This is a genomic window from Paenibacillus nuruki (assembly GCF_963311185.1).
Classification (GTDB): domain Bacteria; phylum Bacillota; class Bacilli; order Paenibacillales; family Paenibacillaceae; genus Saccharibacillus; species Saccharibacillus nuruki.
Map to the genome: position 1 here is coordinate 1951210 of NZ_OY725677.1, position 19244 is coordinate 1970453.

Genomic DNA, 19244 nt, shown 5'->3' on the forward strand with positions numbered 1-19244 from the left:
TGGATTCCTGCTTCCTGTTATATTTTGCTAATCAATACTACAAATCATAACAGGTCTACATGCCTTTGCCAATTATCCTTACTTGTTAACTTGGTTATGATTATTTGCTAAGCTTGGAGTTGTTTGAACTCACTTGGACTGATTCCGTAATACTTTTTGAAGATTTTACTAAAATGTTCTGGAGATTCATATCCTACTTTTTCTGCGACTTCATAACGGCGTAGATCAGTTTGAAGCAGTAAATTGCGACTTTCTTCCATACGTAACTTAATCACATACTCCCATAGATTAAACCCGGTATCTTTTTTGAATAAATAGCTCAAATAGTTAGGACTCACATGATTCTTTTTAGCTACATCATGAATGGTTAATCCTTTTTGCCCGTAATACTTTTCGATATATTCTTTCACTTGAGATACGATGAGATTGTATGGATTTTTGGATTCATGTTCTTCAAGTTCATCGCTTTTCCAGTGTATATTTCCATAATAGAAGACATAGTGATCTGGATACTTGGTATGCCATAGTACTGCTCGGTTCGCTTGTACGTTGAGCTGCTTAATAAATGAATACCCTTTCAAAATCTGACTGATCCCAATCACATTTGGTATATGAAGATACTGATCGATATGAGTATGGAGTAGCTGTCCCAATTGATTCAACTGACGAATCTTATCATTCCAACCTTGATTGTAAGAAGCTTCATCCCATTGAATAATAATATTGATCTCACAATCGTCCGTTTCAAAAGTAATACTATTCCACTGATCATGCACGATTTCTACCGCTATATTCATCACTGCATAATTGAGCAAATGTTGATCTTCTAATGTAAGATCTATCTGCCTTGAAGTCAGTGGCTGATAACGAATTTTGAGCATTGCATAATAAGGGCCATATAAGCCTAACGATTGATATAACGAATCATCTGACGGTAAATGAGGCTGTGGAGCAAGTAATTGATTTAATTTTAAATGGTTTTGCATCGTATGTCGTTTCATTTGAAAATGATTACACTGCGGTACACTCACTTTTTCAATAGCAGGTCTAGTAATATTTAAATGCAGTAATACTTCGCGTACCGAATCCAAAAATTGTTCTTGATGAAGCGGTTTGATCAGATAATTTTTAACGCCTAAGCGAATAGCTGTCTGCGCGTTTTCAAATGTATTATTTGCAGAGACAACTATTATCTCAATCGACGGTTTGATCATTTTAATCTGTTGCATATAATCAATTCCATTTAAGCCTGCCACTTCAATATCTGTGATTAACAGATCAATCTCATATTCACGAATATAATCCAATCCTTGCGCAAATGTATGTGCTGAGAAAATATGAGACATATTTAACCCGGCATGCCATAACAGTTGACTTAACTTTTCGGTCGTTAACCAATCATCATCTATCATCAGAATGTTATACAAGTATGTATCCTCCTCAGATATAAGATCTATATTCATATCCATAATATACCAGAAGTTTAAGCGCTTTAACAACTTAAAATTAAAATAAGATTTATAGGAATCAGATTTATCTTCGGATCATCATATGCTTGGACAATTAACTGCAAAAAAGACTAAAGCTTTCGCTTCAGTCTTTTGACAAATAATGAGTTTTTATTCCCTTTTCTTCGCTTAGCTAGACCATTTTTCAACTATACACTTGCATGAACTGATACTTTAGATTCGAGCATTTTATTTTTTTCTGCAAATTTTTTGTTATGTGAAGATACATACGCTTGTTGGTAGGCTTCAGGTTCTAAGTATTTTTTAGCACTATTCACAGCAGCAGCACCTTCTACAAATGTGCCTGCGATTAAGTATAGTTTATTCGTATATTCAATTAAGTCGCCTGCTGTGAAAATGCCCGGCTGTGTCGTCTGGCGTTTCTCATCAATAATGGGGCGGCCATTTTCATTCACTTCGATCCCCCAACGGAGTAGAGGACTCAGATCACCGATCATTCCATGATTAACGATTACGGCATCCACAGGCAATTGACGAACTTCTCCTGTATCCATATGTGTGATTGTAATCTCATCAATCTGAGTTCCATTGTGACTTTGTACAGCCGTTAAGCCATATGGTGTTAATACTTCTTTACACGTTTCTTTCATCATCGCTACACTTTTCTCATGTCCACCAAATTCATGACGACGATGTACCACCGTTAGACTTTCAGCAATGGGTTGTAACGCATTTGCCCAATCCACAGCAGAATCTCCACCACCTGAAATGACTACATGTTTACCCGCAAATATATTAAGCTCTTGCACGGTATAATGAAGATTGGTCACTTCATAACGATCTGCACCTTCAATTTCTAACTTACGCATCGTTGGAATACCATGTCCCATCGCCAAAATAATCGTTTGACTATAATGTTGTTCTCCTGTTGCCGCAGTCAGTAACCAATTGCCATCTTCTAAGCGTTCAATATCTGCTATTTTCTGATTTAACACTACAGTAGGTTCAAACGTCATTGCTTGTTGGATCAAGTTTTCGATTAATTGGGCTCCACTTAGTGGCGGCAATCCACCTACATCCCAAATCATTTTCTCAGGATAAATCAAAATTTTCCCGCCTAATTGCGGATTGTATTCGATAATTTTGGTCTTCATATCTCTCATACCACTATAAAAAGCACTATATAATCCTGCGGGTCCGCCGCCGATAATCGTAACATCATACAATTCTAGTTCTTGGTTCAATATAGTCACTCCCCAATCCAATCATGTATTCATTATCTTGTTTAATTGATAATGATTATCATTATAGATTAGAATACCAAGCGTTTCAACATGTTCTCCAAAATAAGTTACATTTTATTATACTTATATTTTATATTCTCTTTTTTTAAATACTAAATAGCATAGATTTCGGTGGTTAACCGAATTGTAAGCGGTTAAAAGAAAAGCTACCGATTATATCCATTTTGCCATATCAAAAATATTCAGCTATAGTCTAGTAAGTATGTAAGTATAAAGAAGTAGATTACAGATAGGATGGGTTAGTGAATGAGAGATAAAGTAGTCATTCCGTTGTGGGCAGCTGGCATATTTCTAGTTGTTATGAACACAACGATGTTCAATGTTTCTTTACCGCGTATTCTTGCTGATTTACATATTAGCTCTTCTCTAGGTTCATGGCTAATTTCAGGATATTCGATAGTCTTTGCGTTATCGGTTGTTATTTTCAGTCGGTTGTCTGATTGGTATCCTGTTCGTAAATTATTAATGGTTGGAATATTGTTATTGGTCGCTTCATGTGTGATCGGATTTACAGCAAATAATTTCCCTATGGCTATGTTGGCTCGTATTTTACAAGCAGCAGGTGCAGGGCCTATGCAAGGATTAGGATTAGTACTTGCTACCCGTTATGTTCCAAATGATCGACGTGGCAAATCGATTTCATTGATTGCAGCTGGTGGTTCGCTTGCTTTTGGTATCGGCCCTGTACTCGGTGGAATTTTAACAGATAGCTTAGGTTGGAATTCTTTATTTTTGGTCACTGGATTGATTGTATTACTTGTTCCTGCGTATTGGAAAATGCTTCCTTCTGAAAAAGATTTTTCTTTTAAAAAGGATCAGAAGTTCGATATTGTCGGTGCAGGATTACTGGTCATCGTTATTCCATCTCTACTATTAAGTATTGGTCGCTTATCGTGGGTCAATCTATTAATAGCTATTGTTGCTTTTATTGTATTGGTCTTTCATTTACGTCGATCTTCCAATCCATTTATTTTACCAGAGCTATTCCGCAATACCGCTTATCGTAAAATGTTGTTTATGTCGTTTTGCTGTTTTGCCATTAACTTAGGAATGGTGTTCCTTATTCCATTAGTGCTTAATCAAGTATTTGGTCAATCTGCTTCTTTTAGTGGATTAATGATATTCCCGGGTGCTATTTTGTCAGCGATTATGACCCCTATTATCGGTCGATGGATCGATCAGTATGGTAATTATCGTTTATCCTTTATCGGTTATATTATTATGGTCGTGACATTTGCTGGGTTAATCGGCTTCTTAACGTTCTCTCCTTATATCTTAATGGTTGCTTACATGCTACTGGCTTCTTCGTTCTCAGCTGTAGGTTCATCTTTGCAAAATGAAGTATCTCGTATGCTTCCACGCAAGCAATTGTCTTCAGGTGTAGGCGTATTTCAGTTAACACAATTTTTCGGTGGTGCTACAGCTACTGCTGTTTTTGGATTATTGATCGCACGTAATCCATTTGAATCGGCTTCAGGCATCTATCGTATGAATTATGTTGTTTTGTTAACGATGACAGTGTTGTCTTTCATTATGTTAATCTGGTATATGCGTAGCAAACCTGCGGAACCTGCCGATCATCATATCAAAATTTAGTTTATTTATAATAAGATCAGATCACATAACAACTGCCTATGGAGCTGGATCAACAGCTTTTGTAGGCAGTTGTTCTTTTTATAGTGTGTAATATCTTATTTTTTGGTATGCTGAATGGTGAACTCTATTACATATCTAAGGTGGGAAACGGTGAATGTCTATTTTATCGCATCTTTCCTGGATTTTTATCGCGATTAATATCTTTTTCGCTCTTTTTATTGTGTTTATGGAAAGGCGCAATATTGGAGCAACATGGGCATGGCTAATGATACTGGTGTTTTTACCGGTCGTTGGGTTTATGGTCTATTTATTTTTTGGTCAGAATTTGAGTCGGGTCAAAAAATTCAGATTGCGTAAAGAATTCAGATCTATTATCGAATCGGTTGTTGAAGATCAGCGTCAGGAATTTCACTCTAGAAGTTTCTCGTTCAATGATCCTTCGATCGGTCGTTATCATGAGCTTGTGCATATGAACTTAATCAGTAATTATGCGTTATACACGCAGGATAATACAGTTCGCATTTTTGCTGATGGTAATGAAAAGTTTGACGCTTTATTTGAAGATATTGCGAATGCCAAACAATATATTCATATTCAGTATTATATTATTCAGCGTGATGAATTGGGTCGTAAGCTGATTGATGCCCTAACTGCCAAAGCTCGTGAAGGGGTTACTGTACGTCTAATTTATGATGCGTGGGGTAGTTCAAAAGTAAACAAAAAGTTTATCCGTGAGCTTCGTGAAGCCGGTGGTCATGCCGCTGCCTTTTTCCCACCCAGTATTCCTAAAGTAAACTTCAAACTCAATTATCGTAATCACCGCAAATTGGTTATTATTGATGGGGATTGTGGTTATATTGGTGGCTTTAATGTAGGCGATGAGTACTTGGGTAAAGTAAAACGATTTGGTTACTGGCGTGACACTCATTTACGTGTGGAAGGCTCCTCGATTTTACAAATGCAGACTCACTTTTTGCGAGATTGGCATCTGGCATTAAATACACCGATGTCTGAAGACTATTCGTTGTTTGCTGTAACCAAGCCTTTTACGGGTAATATCGGGATGCAAATTGTATCCAGTGGCCCGGACAGTAGCTTGGAGACGATTAAGTATTCGTATATCAAAATGATCTATGAAGCGAAAAAAAGTATTATGATCCAGACACCTTATTTTATACCGGATGAAAGTATGGTTACTGCGCTCAAAGCAGCCATGCTCTCAGGTGTGCAAGTGCATCTAATGATTCCCAAAAAACCAGATCATCAAATGGTCTATTGGGCTTCTTACTCTTATTTACGTGAGTTGTTAGAGTTGAATGTTAGTTGTTATTTGTATGAAAAAGGATTTCTTCATGCCAAAACAATGGTCATCGACGGTACGATCGCTTCTGTCGGTACAGCCAATATGGATATTCGTAGTTATAAGCTTAACTTTGAAGTGAATGCGATTGTGTATGACAGTGAAACAGCTACCAAGCTAGAAGAATTGTTTTTACAAGATATTCTGGATAGCAAAGTTCTTACACTGGCTGATTATGAAAATCGTCCGTTGTATCAACGGATGCTTGAATCGTTTGCTCGTCTGCTTTCTCCGATATTATAAATAACAAAAACTCGCTTTCTTCTGAATTCTTCGAGTAGAAGATGATTCGGATCGAATAGCGAGTTTTTGTTTTATATCTTATTCCGCTTGTATTTCTAATTTCTTTATACTTTCATAGAGATTATCCATACTTTTATCTACATCATCATAATAAGCCCATGCACGTTTCCAACAATCAATAACCTGAAGCAATTTATGTTCCCCTTCTACCTTATGTATTGGTATTACATCAATCAACAATGATTTCAAATAAATTTATCGTTATCATTTTAATATCGGTCAACTCTATTATCTATTTAAGAGATCACATTTATTTTGATTGACAGTTCGTACCCTCCATATTATGATTCAGAATAATATTTCTCATAAAACCTATAGGATTTATGTAATTAATTGGAGGGGATTAAGAATGTTACCATTTTCTACAGCATTTCTGCAAAAATCTGTTCTTCGTAAGTCTGTTATTGCTTGGACACTCGCCGTCTCTGTTGTAGCTTCACCTGTATTGTATAGCAGTACCAGTGATGCGGCGACTGCTGTTGTAGCTCAGCATGAGGTTAGCGCTTCGGAATACTCGCAATTTTTGCAATCCAAATTCAAGATTTCTGTTAATAATGGAGTAACACGTGGTCAATATATCCAAGACTTGGCAACAGCTTTGCAATTAACTCCTGAAAAATCTGAAGCTAAATTTACAGATGTACCAACCAGTAATAAATGGTACAACGCAGCAGCTGCTTTGTCTGAAAATGATATCCTCTCCGGTACAACCGTTCATCCTAATCAAAAATTAGATGCGCGCACGGCTATTTATTTCGCAGTCAAAGCGGCTGGTCTGAAAGAACTCGCATATACATATCCTCCGGCTAAAGTAAAAACAGCTCTTGCCAAGCTTTCTATTCAACCTTCTACCTTATCTACACAAGCGGGTCAGGAACTGGCTGTCGCTGTCGATAGCGGATTGCTACCTAAGTCTCTTTATTCATCCGTACAGGCTGCTCATACCGCTTCTCCGTCGGCTACATTTGTCGAAACTGTACTCGGACAGGTATTAAAGTTCAAAGGACAGTATAAACACTATCTGGGTTACACCAGTGATGATGATATTTATGCCAAATTACAAGATGCGTATAACACTTCCCGCCTTATTCAAGCTCCTGAACTGCAAGAACTGGCGAACAAAGCGTTAGAAGAAAATCTGGTAACAGGTTACAATGTCAAAGACAACCGTTATGAAGCTAACTTTATTGATTCATTATCACTTAATTATGGTCATGACGATATCAAACATGCTGTGCAATTGATCGGTTTACTTCGCAGTGAAGGTATTTCTGCTAAAGTACAATTCGAACCAAAAACGTCTGCTTTCATTTATTTGAAAGAATGGGGCGAACCCAAATCGACAGAAGATTATCATGTCTCCCAAATTGCTAACGGTAACTATATTGCTAATGCTAAAGAATACGATTTAGCTTTTGAATTTGCTAATACAGCTGACAAAAATAAATTTCAAAAAGTCATTCTGGCGTATGCTAAAAAAGATAGCGAAGATCAAAAAGGATTGATCTACAGCTCATGGTGGCAACCACTGTATTATTCTCAAACGGCTCTTAAAGATTATGATGTGATTAGCAATAATAAAATCACACAAGGCAATTATTATGTACAATCCTTCTCTCTTAATGACAAATCGGCTACTGTAGCTGCTGGGTTCAAAGCACTTGATCCTTCTGTGAAAGTCGATCGTTATCAATTCTGGGTAGATGGCCCATTCTTTAATTATTTAAATGGAGATTCTAAGTAAATACTTTTTTTGTTTTAAGTTGATTTTAGGCTTAGACATACTTCTTTTTTATACCTTTGCCTAAATAAGATTTTGTAGACATACTCTTTATGTTATAAAGTGTATTTAAAAACGACCGCTGTATCTCTTACAGATAAGCGGTCGTTTTTTTGCTTGTTTTTAAATATGGATTAGGGTAGCTTTTGACACGTGCAGGTGCTCTGTTGAAATTGTTTGCTTGTAGTATCACGGGTGAGCTTATTTGGTTTTTTCTATTATGAATTTTTCATATATTGAAATAATATAATATGTATGAATATTGATACAAATGTGTTGATACAATCTATAACAAAAAAAGTCTTTAATATAGAAAATATCACTTCTTTACGTAAAAAGTGACTTTCTATATCTTAGACTTTTTGAAGAGTTCTCTATTCATTTTCAGATCAATAATATAATATTTTCTTGGTATATATAAGGAAAACAAGAAACTATTATACTTTTATAGATTGTATCTTTATTTGCGTACGTAGATAAGTTGGCGCTGTATATCGTTATTAAGATATCCTTGGATGTCTTCTACAGCATCTTCATAAAAGCACTTATAGTTATCGTCCGATACATAACCAATATGTGGTGTTCCTAATACATTAGGTAATTTGCGCAGAATATGATCATCTGCCAAAGGCTCTGTATCAAATACATCCAGTCCAGCACCGGCAATGATTCCTTGTTGCAAAGCTTCAATCATCGCCGTCTGATCGACAATACCTGCACGCGATGTATTGATCAGATAAGCAGATGGTTTCATCAAAGCGAACTCTTGCGCTCCAATCATGCGACGTGTGCGATCACTGAGTACCAAATGAATCGACAGAAAGTCACTTTCTGCTAATAATTGCTCTTTGGAAGTCGCTAATTGCACACCTACTGCTTCTGCTCGCTCTGGTGTTAAATGTTCACTCCATGCCAAAATATGCATACCCATCGCTTGACCGATCAGCGCCATCTGTTGACCGATTTTACCAAGCCCTAATAATCCTAATGTTTTACCTTGCAACCCAACACCTATCGTACTCTGCCATGCGCCACCATTACGGAACGCTTCATTTTCTTGAATCAAATGACGGGATAACCCATGAATAAGTGCCCATGTTAATTCGGTTGGTGCAGCACCCTTCCCTCTGGTTCCACAGACAGTAATACCTAATTTTTCTGCTGCTTTGAGATCGATCGAAGCGTTACGCATACCTGTCGTAATTAGCAATTTGAGGTTAGGCAATTTACGCAATACATCTTCTGGAAACTTGGTACGTTCACGCATAATCACTAGAATTTCATAATCCTGAATCGCTTCAATCAATTCATTTCGATCTTCAAAATATTCATGATAACTATGAATATTAACTTGAGATTCGATCACTGACCAATCTGCCATCTGCTCGGCAACATGTTGGTAATCATCAAGAATGGCACAGTTCAGCTTCATCGTCTACTACTCCTTTATTAATAAATTCAAATATCATTAGTATTTACTATGAATCTATTATGTTTATTCTATATATTATAAACATAGTAAGAGTAACTACCATAATATTTAAATATAAACCTTTATATATATTTATAAATATGCGTTTTACGTACTCGCAAGAGCTTCTTCTTGTTCTTTCGATTTGATAAGAGAAGCTTTAGTCCATCTTCCTGTTAAATAATAAAACATTGAGAATAAAAAGGTAAGAATTTGAATCATTCCTAGTGCAAAAAATACACCAGTAGACATCGTATAGAAAAAATAAGGAATCGTTAATAGGCCCGTAATAACTAGAACATACATATTAACTATTGTTAGAATCATACTTCCTTTAGAATCGCCTGAACCAGCAGTTACAAAAATAAAAACAGTCGCTAAAATATTAAATGCCCAAGGTATAGAACAAAATAAAAAATAACTAGAAAATAATACTTGTAGATTTTCTTCTTTTGAAAGTATATGGCCTATAAAATTACGTGCAATCATAATAAAAATAGCTATAGTAAAACCGTATATAGCCAGTATTGTAAGCATTCTACGGACAAGTTCTTTAGTCTCATCAAATTTTTTTGCGCCTGTATTTTGAGATACCATAGGTATAAGACTAGCAGAAAAGTTATTCGCAATTATTCCAAAAAAAGTAAAAGCATAAGAACCAAGTGCATACACATTAAAAATATTAGATGGATAATAAGATAAAATCAAAATATATAAAAAACTAGATAAATTGAATGTTATACCTGTTAATACTTGCGATCCAATATAGTTTTTGTTTTCTATAAGTAATGTATACTTGAATTTAATAGTAAGATCTTTTTTTGATAATCCAATTCCAAGAAAATCTTTAAAAAATAACTTCCAGATTAAATATAAGGAACATGCTAAATTAGCTAAAATAGTTCCAAGCGCTGCACCTGAAATCACGGGGTAATGCAATATAGAAAATAGAATCATCAATAAAGGGGAAGTAATAAAATTAACTGCAAAAGTTATTCCTAACGCTTTATAAATAATAGTGATCTTTTGAAAATAACGAGGTAAGAATAGTAAAAGATTATTGAGTGCCACAATAACATAACCTACCAAATACATTCCTAAATAATCTTGTATGTAAACTCTTGAAGCATCATTAATTCCAAACAATTGTATTAATAGTGGTATGCATAAAAAACCTATAATACTCATTAAAATACCACCATAAATAGAAAAAGAAAATGCAGTACTGATTCCTTTTCTAGCCTGCTTCAAATTTCCTGCACCGGAATGTTGACTAATATATACCATCAAAGCAGAAATTACAGCTACTATTACAGATTCCAGTATAATAACAATCGATGAAGATACCCTAACAGAAGCCATTGCATTCGTATTACCAATAAGAACATAAATCCAAAAAAAATCAATCAAAATAAGTCCTAAGTCTAAAATCCCAATAAAGGTCATAGGTAACGAGAATTTAAAAATTTTTGTCCAACTTGTTTGTGTAACCATATTGACCTCCTATAGATACTGTTCTTCAAGCTTGAACTTATGAAGTTATTTTTAGAAATTAATCAACTTCTCCTGCAATAAGTAAATAATACGAAGTATATTGAGTACCATCTATACCTAATGTACTTTCAACAGTATTCATATCAAAACTTTTGATAGGTCTACAAAATTTATTTTCACCTAAAAATTGAAGACAAACAAATTGAGCCAAATAACCCAACATTAATAAATGTCCTGTTATATTCTCATCAGTCAATACCGTATGATCCAGCAGAAAAAAACAAAAAAAGGTACACCGTAAAAATTAATATGCGGGTATATTTTATTTACTTTTTGATAACTCAAATCAGAATATGATTGATTTTCACATATAAACTTTCCTGATCCATCATTATAATAGACCAGTGCCTGGATAGAGTTTTCAAGATCTAATTGAAAAAATCGATACATGTTTGTACATATATTACTTAGGTTTCGAGTTAACTGTTGTGGGTAAATATTATGATTTATAGATGTATTTAAAAGACGAAATCGATAAGGACCACTATTCCTAAGTTGACATGATTGATTAAATTTTTCTAGTCTGATGTAATCAATATCATCAGTTATAGGCGTTTTTTTAGAATGAATGAGTAAGATACGATTCTCTGCTATATTTAACGTATAATTGATGCCTAATACGCTAGCGATATACAATATATTGTATAGCAAATGCCCCATTTCTAAAGTAGATAATGTTTTACGAATATGTGAGTAATATTCGGGATATTTATTCTCTACTTCTAATACAAGACTTCCAGGCTCCATGATTAAATTTTCATTTTTAAAATAATGTTGATCCGTATCAACTTCATTATTTTTCAAAAATATTCCTTCACCTAATGAAAAAAATAATTGAAGAGGATACAAACTTCGAGGAGAAGGATACCCTTTATGAATTTTGAATGATGTTTCTCCAGTGGCACGAATATAGCTGTTAGACGAAAGTAAATTGTGAATGATAGACGTAGGCATTTGCTGCATAACTGGTATTTCGATTTCTTTTAGAAGAATATACTCATCACAGTTAGATCCAAAATTTTGATATACATCTTTTTCTCCATAGTATGATGAAATTTCTCGAATATAATCTTTTATTGTAAATTGCATATTATTCCTCCCTATTATGCAAGTGGATGTATATTTTTTTGTTTTATTTTGGCATCCGATGCTTTGTGGTAAGGGCGAATAAAATGAGTAGTAAAATCTAAAGGTACGCTACCAATCAATATGGCTTTTGTACAATGTAAAGAAAAGTTTTCTAGAAAATCATTGGTTTGATCAACAATCAAAATATCCTGATAATAAGTAGATGCTTTATTTATTAGCTGTTTCAATTCTTCTCGGATATCGATATGTTCATATGAATTAGATAATAATTTAGAATAATAAATAGACTCTATTCCCTTAAGTTTTTCCTCAATAATTGTTTTACTTTCGTAAGAAAGAAAGTAATATAAATGATCCATCACTTTATCAATCTCTTTGATCTTTTCTACTCTTTGAATTTCTTCCAATAGTTTCTCTTGATCTTGATTTGTTAAATCTTCAAATGCTTTATAAGCTTCAAAAAAAGCCGCTTTTATAGCATGTGTAATGTGAAGATGACAACCAAGCCCTGTAATGGAATATAAATTATTTTGCAAATCATTACTTTGAATGAGACACCAAACAGCTGGTAGATTCATCGTATTTTCCATATAATAGAACTCTAAATCATAACCTAATTTTTGGAAATATAACTCTGCTCCTCGCAAAAATGTTTCCTTAGCAGAATCAAATTCTATTCTTTTAAATTGATGAGTGTAGAACCAGTTTCGCATAAATAGATCTCTTTCAATTCCTTCTAATATAGAAAAGAAACTAGCTTCTTTGTACGTATTACCTATCGCTGATCCATTAGAACTATCGTATACATATTGATTCAATATATCTTTTTTCAAATATTGAACCCATTGTTCTGGTACATAAATGGAATCATTACTGATTAATGACTTGGCTTCTATCCATTCGAGAATAAGATCAGGTTCATAAGAAGACAATTTCCAATTTTTCTCATTATACAGACCAAAAACTTCTGGATTGATCGCCTGACTTTTGAGATTATTGTAAGTGTCTACTATTTTATCTTTCAATTCATAAGAAGCCATACACCTTTCAAGATATTCAAACATCGCTTTTTTTAAAGCCAGATTTTTATCAAATTCATATCCAAATCCTTCAATTAGAGGATATTCTCTATTCATAATAGAAATATTATGACCATCCGTTTTTATAATATATCCAGATTTATATTCCATTACATAATATTTAAGTTCATCCATTCTAACTTGAGATTCCAATCGCTTGGATGATGAATGACTTTTCAACTCATGATCTCGAATAGAATGTTTTATTTCCATTTGAATACAACAAGAGTCAATAGAAATAAAAGAGTATCTTTCGTGATGAATAAAATAATAATAAATATGCTTATAAATATCTTCTTTAGATGTATGATAATAATTATACATAGCATTTTTTTCTGATTTTTGATGCATCTTTTCATTTATAGTTTTCTGGGTATTACTAATATAAATACGATCTTTTAGTAGTATCATTTGTGAATGGAGAGGCTGTTTTGATTCTTCAATCGTCATCAGAGTATTTATTCTACTTATACATTGTTCTATTATTTTTTCAATGTGCTGCCCATAAATAATTAGACTCATTATTTCCCTCCCTCTCTTATGATTTAACATATAAGAAATAAATAATGAATTCATACAACACTTATTTGCAGTATCCTTTATATCGTTTCCTATCCTTTGTTCTATTATTTCTTTTCCTTTTATGTTGAGTACAATATTAATATATTTATTGAGAAAAGACTCTTGCTCTAGTAAATATTTTTCACAATAAGGATCTAGAATATGCATACTATTATCATTTGATTGTTCCATTAATAAAAATAACAAGTTACGTAATGCATCTTGCTGATCAAAACCTATAGCATGAAATTTCTCTTTTTTATTTTTAATTGAATAGTACTGAAGGTATATTAATGGGAAATAATTTTCATGATCTATTTCCAATTGATAATTAGATAAAATTGGATCTGCTTTTATACTAGTAATAAAACTTTTTTCATTAATACTGGTATAAGTTAAATATTCAATAGTTTGAGTATAGATAGATAAATCCATTTTAATAATAAATTCTGTTAATTTTTGTAAATCATTTTTTTGAATAAATTCTAAAAAAGAATAAGCAGCATACTCCTCATAAATCGGTTTCCAGTTCACCTGTACTGCTTCTGCAATAGATATGGGAGACATATATAGTTGTTCATTCCCTTGATACAAATAAACAGAGGATTGCCTATGTTTTAACTCTTCAAAATGAATATAAAATTCTTTGTTTGATTCTTTTATTTGACTATTTTGATCGAAATGACTTTTTAAAATATGAAGCAAGGTTAAAGACCCATAAATTCTATTAAATGGTAAACTCTCTTTTGTTTTTAAATCAATTTCATTTTCTTTATTCCAAGCAATCCCTTTATTTAAAAATAAGCCTAAAATTTTATTCTCAAATGTATTCAAATCTGTAGTCTCTATATTTTTTCCTTGATTCTTTTTTATTTTGTCGATAAATGTATAGACATTTAATTTTTGATCTTTATTCAATACTAATTTTAAATTAATATTTTGAGTTGTAATAAAAAAATCGATTTCATTTTCCATGATATACAAGCTAGGTTCTAGAATGATTTTCATATTTACACCTCCAGAGAAGATTGCTCAAAGATGAGTCTGCTAAGAAAATAATTCATATAAAATTTATCAATGGGTCGAATTTGAAGGATAACTAATTTTTCATAAAGCACATTCAATATCCACTTATTAGTACATAAAACGGGATCATATAAAGTTTGGTTTAACAATTCAGCTGATCCAAAAATCTCTGCATGTTTTTTGCTGTATTGAGGTAATTTAGCTGTAATATCTTCCACTTTTTTAGGAGATAAAAAAGTAAGGGCTTTTTCTTCAACTAGCTTTGTTATTTTAAGAAAAATAGCTTCTAGATCTTGATGAAATAATGATTTATTTTCAAGCTTTTTTTCGAAAAATTGATGAATATATTTAGATCTTCTTTGCTCAAATTGATCAGTAATGGTAGAGCGTTGTTCTTGCTTTAAAGAATTCAAAAATCCAATAAAATGTGAATTATGTGATATATATCCATTAGAAATTAAATTTTTCTCTTGATTCAAAATAGTATAGGGAAGCTTATCGATAAACGGATACATATCTTCAATAATATTTTCAATTTTCATATCACCAAAATAATACTCTCCGTACTGTCTATCAAATACTTTATGAATATTCAAATAAAGCTCTAACTGTTTTTCATTTTCAAAATCCTCTTCAGTCTTTTTCTTTTTACAATTACTTGATTTTGCAAAATAGAATCTAGACCTTCAGGCTGTGCTGTAATGATCGAAATTTTACTATATTTTTCTTTAAATTCTTTCTCATCATATTTTAAAGGGGGATAATCAGATAATAATTTCTTAAAATCTTCTTCAATTTGTCTAGCTTTCTGGTCATTCATAAATCCAAACAAATGAAGATGATATCCATTTTGCCAATTTTTTTTTACAGATATACTTTTTTCACTCGATATCAATTGACGTATATAGTTAATAAAAGGAGGTGTTATTGTAGAATTGCTATAGCATTTAATCTCATAGAATTGCATCTTCAACTCTCCTTTTATCTACTATTAGATTTTTAAGGTTAAAAAAGAGCGGTTCTGATAAGTCATAAATTTCTTTTTCTAAATCTAACTGTACTCCGATAATTCGATTTAATGTCATATGCAATAAACTTTGTAAAGTATAATGTACTCGATCTGAACTATAATGCTCTTTGATTAATTGCACATAATTGAATCTTTCTTTGCCTAATTGTTTTAAATCCTCGCAATCATTCAATATAGAAATAGCTTCAATACCTAGATTCACATAATAGTCTCTATTTTTTTTAAACACTTTTAGTGATAATTGTTGTTGAGTGTGAAGTGTATTCAAAAAATGTAATCCTTCTTCAAAATGATTATGCATTGTTAAAACTGTAATAATACACATAATGATTCCGATTTCTTGATCTGTTTTATTTTTGAACACATTATTTTTAATAGATTGAAAAAACCACTTTGATTCTAATTCGAATAGATAATAAGCTGTAGAATAAAGTTCTGTTCCCCCGTAACGATTATATTCCGGTAAAAATAAATGTTTACTAAATGATTTGATTTTGTTTTCTTGAATCAAACTTAGTAAAAAATCATCAAATGAAGCCTCATTATCTCTATCTGATGATTGATAGCGAATCCTCAAATGTTTTTGTTCATCCATATAATCAAGATAAAAATAATTTTCAATTCCATAATGTTCTAAATAATCTATACATGTTCTGATTGTGGATAACCTTTTATTTTCCTTATAATAAACATAGTAACTTTTCCATTTTGTAGCCCATTGGGATGAATATGGTGTACCCATACTATAAGGTTTAATTGTATTTTCTTTTTCATCGGTTAAAGCCTGAACAATATAATCACCTATAAAAGGCTGCACATCGGATTTCAATTCAGGAGATTCTATCAATGTCAGAATTTTTGTTGAAGACAGCTTTTTTAATTTAGCTAGCAAAAAAGAAAGACCTAAATCTGTTTTCACATAAACAGGTAGCCTTTTATCACCATCTAAAATATGAACAATATCGTCTATTTGATAAAATTCTATAAACCATTCTAAAAATTCTATTGCTGTACAGTTTTTATTTTGTATATATGAATTCATATCTTCCCACAATATATTCCAACGTTTAGGTGAAATAATAATATTTTTGTATTCTATTCTTGGAATATAATTTAGTGTATAAAGACTAGGAAATGTTAAATTTCGAGGCATACTATATTTGTAATTACTGAATTCTGCTAAAAATAGAAGTACAGGATTTTCATTAAAATTAATATACTGTAACAAATGAGTAGTCACTGGTATAATTTCTTTATTTAATTTGAGACTTTTAATATACAATCCTGATGGATTCGCTCCAACATATAAATCTTTTACATTTATATTTCGTTCTTCTGTACCTGTCTGGCTAGTTGAAGTGATATTGATTTGATAAGACGGAGCGTTATACGTGATTCCAATATCTGCATAATTATCAGGAACTATATTCAACTCTGCCTGAATATAGGTTTGATTTGATTGTTCTATACATGTATATTCATAATCAGGTTCAAATCTACCAGTAAATGAGCCTTTTCTCAAACTGAAATTTTGCTCATCTAATATAATCTTTTGTTCCCCTGCCTCTTCGATGATCCCAAATTTAATATCATAATCTGCTTTTAGCTTGAAATTTACTGGATCTCTGTTCATATTTTGAAAATTCGTTTTATCTATTTCTGTCAATTCAATAATATCTTTATTTTCTATATTTGCTTGTTGTATTTTAGAAAGCATGTAGCGCTCTAATAACATAGTGCTTTTAGTAGTCTGTTTATTAAAATCGATTCTTCCCAAACCATAATCTGGATCTAATAAATCCATTAATGGTAATTCATTATAGTATCCATATTTTTCAATAAACTTTTCAAAATATTGTTGCCAATTATGCTGATAAGAATAAAGATGAAAACTCAAAAATTCTGTATCTTTCAAAACTTTTTCACCTATATCTTTGCTTAAAACACTTAATTTATTGTCAAGAAAAAGATCAACCACAATATATCTTTTATGACTACAAATCAGACTCATTTTTCCCACTACATCATGATAAAGGGAACTACCTTTTCCAAGGTCTGTATTTTCATACTTTTGAATAAGTTCTGCAATTTCTTTTAACTCATAATAAAGAAATTCATTTTCATTACATTTCGAAATTAATGCTTGTAACATATCTTTTTTGATCGCTATTGATCCTGGCCTTATGTTACTAATTAAAATATCATGACTTAATAGCAATTGAAGGAGATCTAATATCTTATTCTTTTGACGATCGCTACCATCACTTAAATGAATTAAGATTTCATTAATAGATTTGGGCTTTTCAATAAAGTTAATTAGGGCAGAAATAAATTTATTTACTTTTATTTCAGTTCTTTTTAATTGTTTGTTGACTAATCGATCTATAATTAAATTTTGCTCAATTTCTCTTGTTAAACTATTTTTTTCTAATTGTATATTTGAACTTGTAGTAGTATTACTTTCTATCAACTTACTTACAACGTTTAACCATTCAATAGATACTCTTACTTTTTTAAATGACAGTGGATTAATATGAGAATGTTCAAAGCTTAACGAACTTACCCCAGAAAAAAGTCCAAATGGCATACTTCTTGAAGACATCCTAATTAAATACTTTAAACATTTTTCTATAATATTTTTATTGATATTTTTGTCTTCACTATTAATTTTTTTTAATTCTTTGTATAATTCTGGACTTGCTATAAGAATTCGTTCCATATAAATATCGTCTTTAAGCAGTTCTAAAACATGTTCTTCTAATTGCTTAGAGTCTAAGTTATATAGTTTTTTTAAATTGAGAAAAGATAACACAGGTCTTCTTATAAAATAAGAATCAGTCATATGTACCAATCTAATCACCTCATATGATTTTAATTAGATTTGAAATATATCCATTATTTAGATAAACGTAATGCCCAGTTAAATTAACTGAGCATTACGTTTATTTGTTCATGTATCTATTACGTTTAATTATTTTATGTGCTAACAACCACGGAACATGAATTTGTGCCATTAGATGCGCCCATATTCTCTAAAACTGTCGAAGAATCTACCTCATAAACTTCCAAATCCAATTCGATTTCTTGATCTTTCAAATTAACGATTTTTTCCATTTCCATAAGTAAACACTCCTCTTAGTTTTATTTTAGATAAATTTCCATGGAAGAATTTATCTATTTACTATGTTAGATTAAACATTAAATATTGTCAATAAAAATCTTATTTACCATAAAAAGTATTATTTAACTTGTATTTATAAGAAAATAAATAATTAAAAAGATAACTATGTTATATTTAATTCCATTATATGATACTAATATTCCTTATATTCATACTACTTTCAGTATTTGAAATAATTCTAACTTTAATTGAAATGATATGTTCTGATAATTTAGTCTTGACCTTTTGCAATTACACTCCTATAATCAGGAATCAATAGCACATCCCAAATAAATATCAGGCTTTGACCAAAGACATGGTTCATATTCTGCACTGCCCAGAGAGAAAAGCGATTGCTGAGAGCTTTTTCAGTCGACAAATGTGAAATTACCCCTTTGTAGCCGTAGTATTGAACAGATGGTACATCGTGATCATCTTATTAGATAGTACCGCCTAATCCCC

Annotated in this window: 15 protein-coding genes; 3 read left to right on the forward strand and 12 right to left on the reverse strand. The window is 31.9% G+C overall.

Annotated features, from left to right (window positions below; translation table 11 throughout):
* Window positions 1–107: 107 nt before the first annotated feature.
* Window positions 108–1427, reverse strand: coding sequence for a response regulator transcription factor (locus RCP16_RS08495; RefSeq protein WP_273593891.1), 1320 nt, complete (start codon window positions 1425–1427; stop codon window positions 108–110).
* Window positions 1428–1657: 230 nt separating this feature from the next.
* Window positions 1658–2713 (reverse strand): NAD(P)/FAD-dependent oxidoreductase, encoded by a 1056-nt coding sequence (locus tag RCP16_RS08500; RefSeq protein ID WP_308642168.1) that lies wholly within the window; start codon window positions 2711–2713, stop codon window positions 1658–1660.
* A gap of 306 nt (window positions 2714–3019) precedes the next feature.
* Here RCP16_RS08500 and RCP16_RS08505 point away from each other — a divergent pair, with 306 nt between their 5' ends.
* Together RCP16_RS08505 and cls are read left to right on the forward strand one after the other, a co-directional pair.
* Complete coding sequence (locus tag RCP16_RS08505; RefSeq protein ID WP_308642169.1) at window positions 3020–4369, forward strand: MFS transporter; 1350 nt, start codon at window positions 3020–3022, stop codon at window positions 4367–4369.
* A 154-nt stretch (window positions 4370–4523) separates the two neighbouring features.
* Window positions 4524–5972 carry a cardiolipin synthase gene (gene cls, locus RCP16_RS08510; protein WP_069328206.1) on the forward strand — a complete coding sequence of 483 codons (1449 nt, stop codon included), beginning with the start codon at window positions 4524–4526 and terminating at the stop codon, window positions 5970–5972.
* Between the two features lie 78 nt (window positions 5973–6050).
* Here cls and RCP16_RS08515 read toward each other — a convergent pair whose 3' ends face one another.
* Window positions 6051–6221 (reverse strand): hypothetical protein, encoded by a 171-nt coding sequence (locus tag RCP16_RS08515; RefSeq protein ID WP_161594298.1) that lies wholly within the window; start codon window positions 6219–6221, stop codon window positions 6051–6053.
* 160 nt (window positions 6222–6381) lie between these two features.
* Here RCP16_RS08515 and RCP16_RS08520 point away from each other — a divergent pair, with 160 nt between their 5' ends.
* The gene (locus tag RCP16_RS08520) at window positions 6382–7776 is read left to right on the forward strand and encodes an S-layer homology domain-containing protein (protein WP_069328205.1); all 1395 of its coding nucleotides are present in this window, start codon (window positions 6382–6384) and stop codon (window positions 7774–7776) included.
* Between the two features lie 496 nt (window positions 7777–8272).
* Here RCP16_RS08520 and RCP16_RS08525 read toward each other — a convergent pair whose 3' ends face one another.
* The 9 genes from RCP16_RS08525 to RCP16_RS08565 all read right to left on the reverse strand — a co-directional run bounded on the left by RCP16_RS08525 (window position 8273) and on the right by RCP16_RS08565 (window position 18742).
* Window positions 8273–9244, reverse strand: a complete 972-nt coding sequence (locus RCP16_RS08525) for a D-2-hydroxyacid dehydrogenase family protein (protein ID WP_308642170.1) — start codon at window positions 9242–9244, stop codon at window positions 8273–8275.
* 147 nt (window positions 9245–9391) lie between these two features.
* Complete coding sequence (locus RCP16_RS08530) at window positions 9392–10777, reverse strand: MATE family efflux transporter (RefSeq protein WP_308642171.1); 1386 nt, start codon at window positions 10775–10777, stop codon at window positions 9392–9394.
* A 58-nt stretch (window positions 10778–10835) separates the two neighbouring features.
* Window positions 10836–11033 (reverse strand): hypothetical protein, encoded by a 198-nt coding sequence (locus RCP16_RS08535; protein WP_308642172.1) that lies wholly within the window; start codon window positions 11031–11033, stop codon window positions 10836–10838.
* A complete protein-coding gene (locus RCP16_RS08540) occupies window positions 11030–11926 on the reverse strand; it encodes a hypothetical protein (RefSeq protein WP_308642173.1) in 897 nt (298 codons plus the stop codon). The genes RCP16_RS08535 and RCP16_RS08540 overlap by 4 nt, the downstream gene beginning before the upstream one ends.
* Before the next feature lie 14 nt (window positions 11927–11940).
* Complete coding sequence (locus tag RCP16_RS08545) at window positions 11941–14574, reverse strand: YcaO-like family protein (RefSeq protein ID WP_308642174.1); 2634 nt, start codon at window positions 14572–14574, stop codon at window positions 11941–11943.
* Window positions 14575–14576: 2 nt separating this feature from the next.
* Window positions 14577–15134 (reverse strand): hypothetical protein, encoded by a 558-nt coding sequence (locus RCP16_RS08550; protein WP_308642175.1) that lies wholly within the window; start codon window positions 15132–15134, stop codon window positions 14577–14579.
* A gap of 62 nt (window positions 15135–15196) precedes the next feature.
* Entirely contained in the window at window positions 15197–15559 is a 363-nt protein-coding gene (locus tag RCP16_RS08555; protein ID WP_308642176.1) for a hypothetical protein, read from the reverse strand.
* Window positions 15546–18464 carry a thiopeptide-type bacteriocin biosynthesis protein gene (locus RCP16_RS08560; RefSeq protein ID WP_308642177.1) on the reverse strand — a complete coding sequence of 973 codons (2919 nt, stop codon included), beginning with the start codon at window positions 18462–18464 and terminating at the stop codon, window positions 15546–15548. The genes RCP16_RS08555 and RCP16_RS08560 overlap by 14 nt, the downstream gene beginning before the upstream one ends.
* 134 nt (window positions 18465–18598) lie before the next feature.
* Window positions 18599–18742, reverse strand: coding sequence for a thiopeptide-type bacteriocin (locus RCP16_RS08565; RefSeq protein ID WP_274170117.1), 144 nt, complete (start codon window positions 18740–18742; stop codon window positions 18599–18601).
* Window positions 18743–19244 lie beyond the last annotated feature (502 nt).

Excerpts from the sequence above, each read along its gene's own strand:
- RCP16_RS08505 (WP_308642169.1), top strand. The coding sequence starts at position 3,020 with ATGAGAGATAAAGTAGTCATTCCGTTGTGGGCAGCTGGCATATTTCTA.
- cls (WP_069328206.1), top strand. The coding sequence starts at position 4,524 with ATGTCTATTTTATCGCATCTTTCCTGGATTTTTATCGCGATTAATATC.
- RCP16_RS08520 (WP_069328205.1), top strand. The coding sequence starts at position 6,382 with ATGTTACCATTTTCTACAGCATTTCTGCAAAAATCTGTTCTTCGTAAG.
- RCP16_RS08525 (WP_308642170.1), bottom strand. The coding sequence starts at position 9,244 with ATGAAGCTGAACTGTGCCATTCTTGATGATTACCAACATGTTGCCGAG.
- RCP16_RS08530 (WP_308642171.1), bottom strand. The coding sequence starts at position 10,777 with ATGGTTACACAAACAAGTTGGACAAAAATTTTTAAATTCTCGTTACCT.
- RCP16_RS08540 (WP_308642173.1), bottom strand. The coding sequence starts at position 11,926 with ATGCAATTTACAATAAAAGATTATATTCGAGAAATTTCATCATACTAT.
- RCP16_RS08545 (WP_308642174.1), bottom strand. The coding sequence starts at position 14,574 with ATGAAAATCATTCTAGAACCTAGCTTGTATATCATGGAAAATGAAATC.
- RCP16_RS08550 (WP_308642175.1), bottom strand. The coding sequence starts at position 15,134 with ATGAAAATTGAAAATATTATTGAAGATATGTATCCGTTTATCGATAAG.
- RCP16_RS08555 (WP_308642176.1), bottom strand. The coding sequence starts at position 15,559 with ATGCAATTCTATGAGATTAAATGCTATAGCAATTCTACAATAACACCT.
- RCP16_RS08560 (WP_308642177.1), bottom strand. The coding sequence starts at position 18,464 with ATGACTGATTCTTATTTTATAAGAAGACCTGTGTTATCTTTTCTCAAT.
- RCP16_RS08565 (WP_274170117.1), bottom strand. The coding sequence starts at position 18,742 with ATGGAAATGGAAAAAATCGTTAATTTGAAAGATCAAGAAATCGAATTG.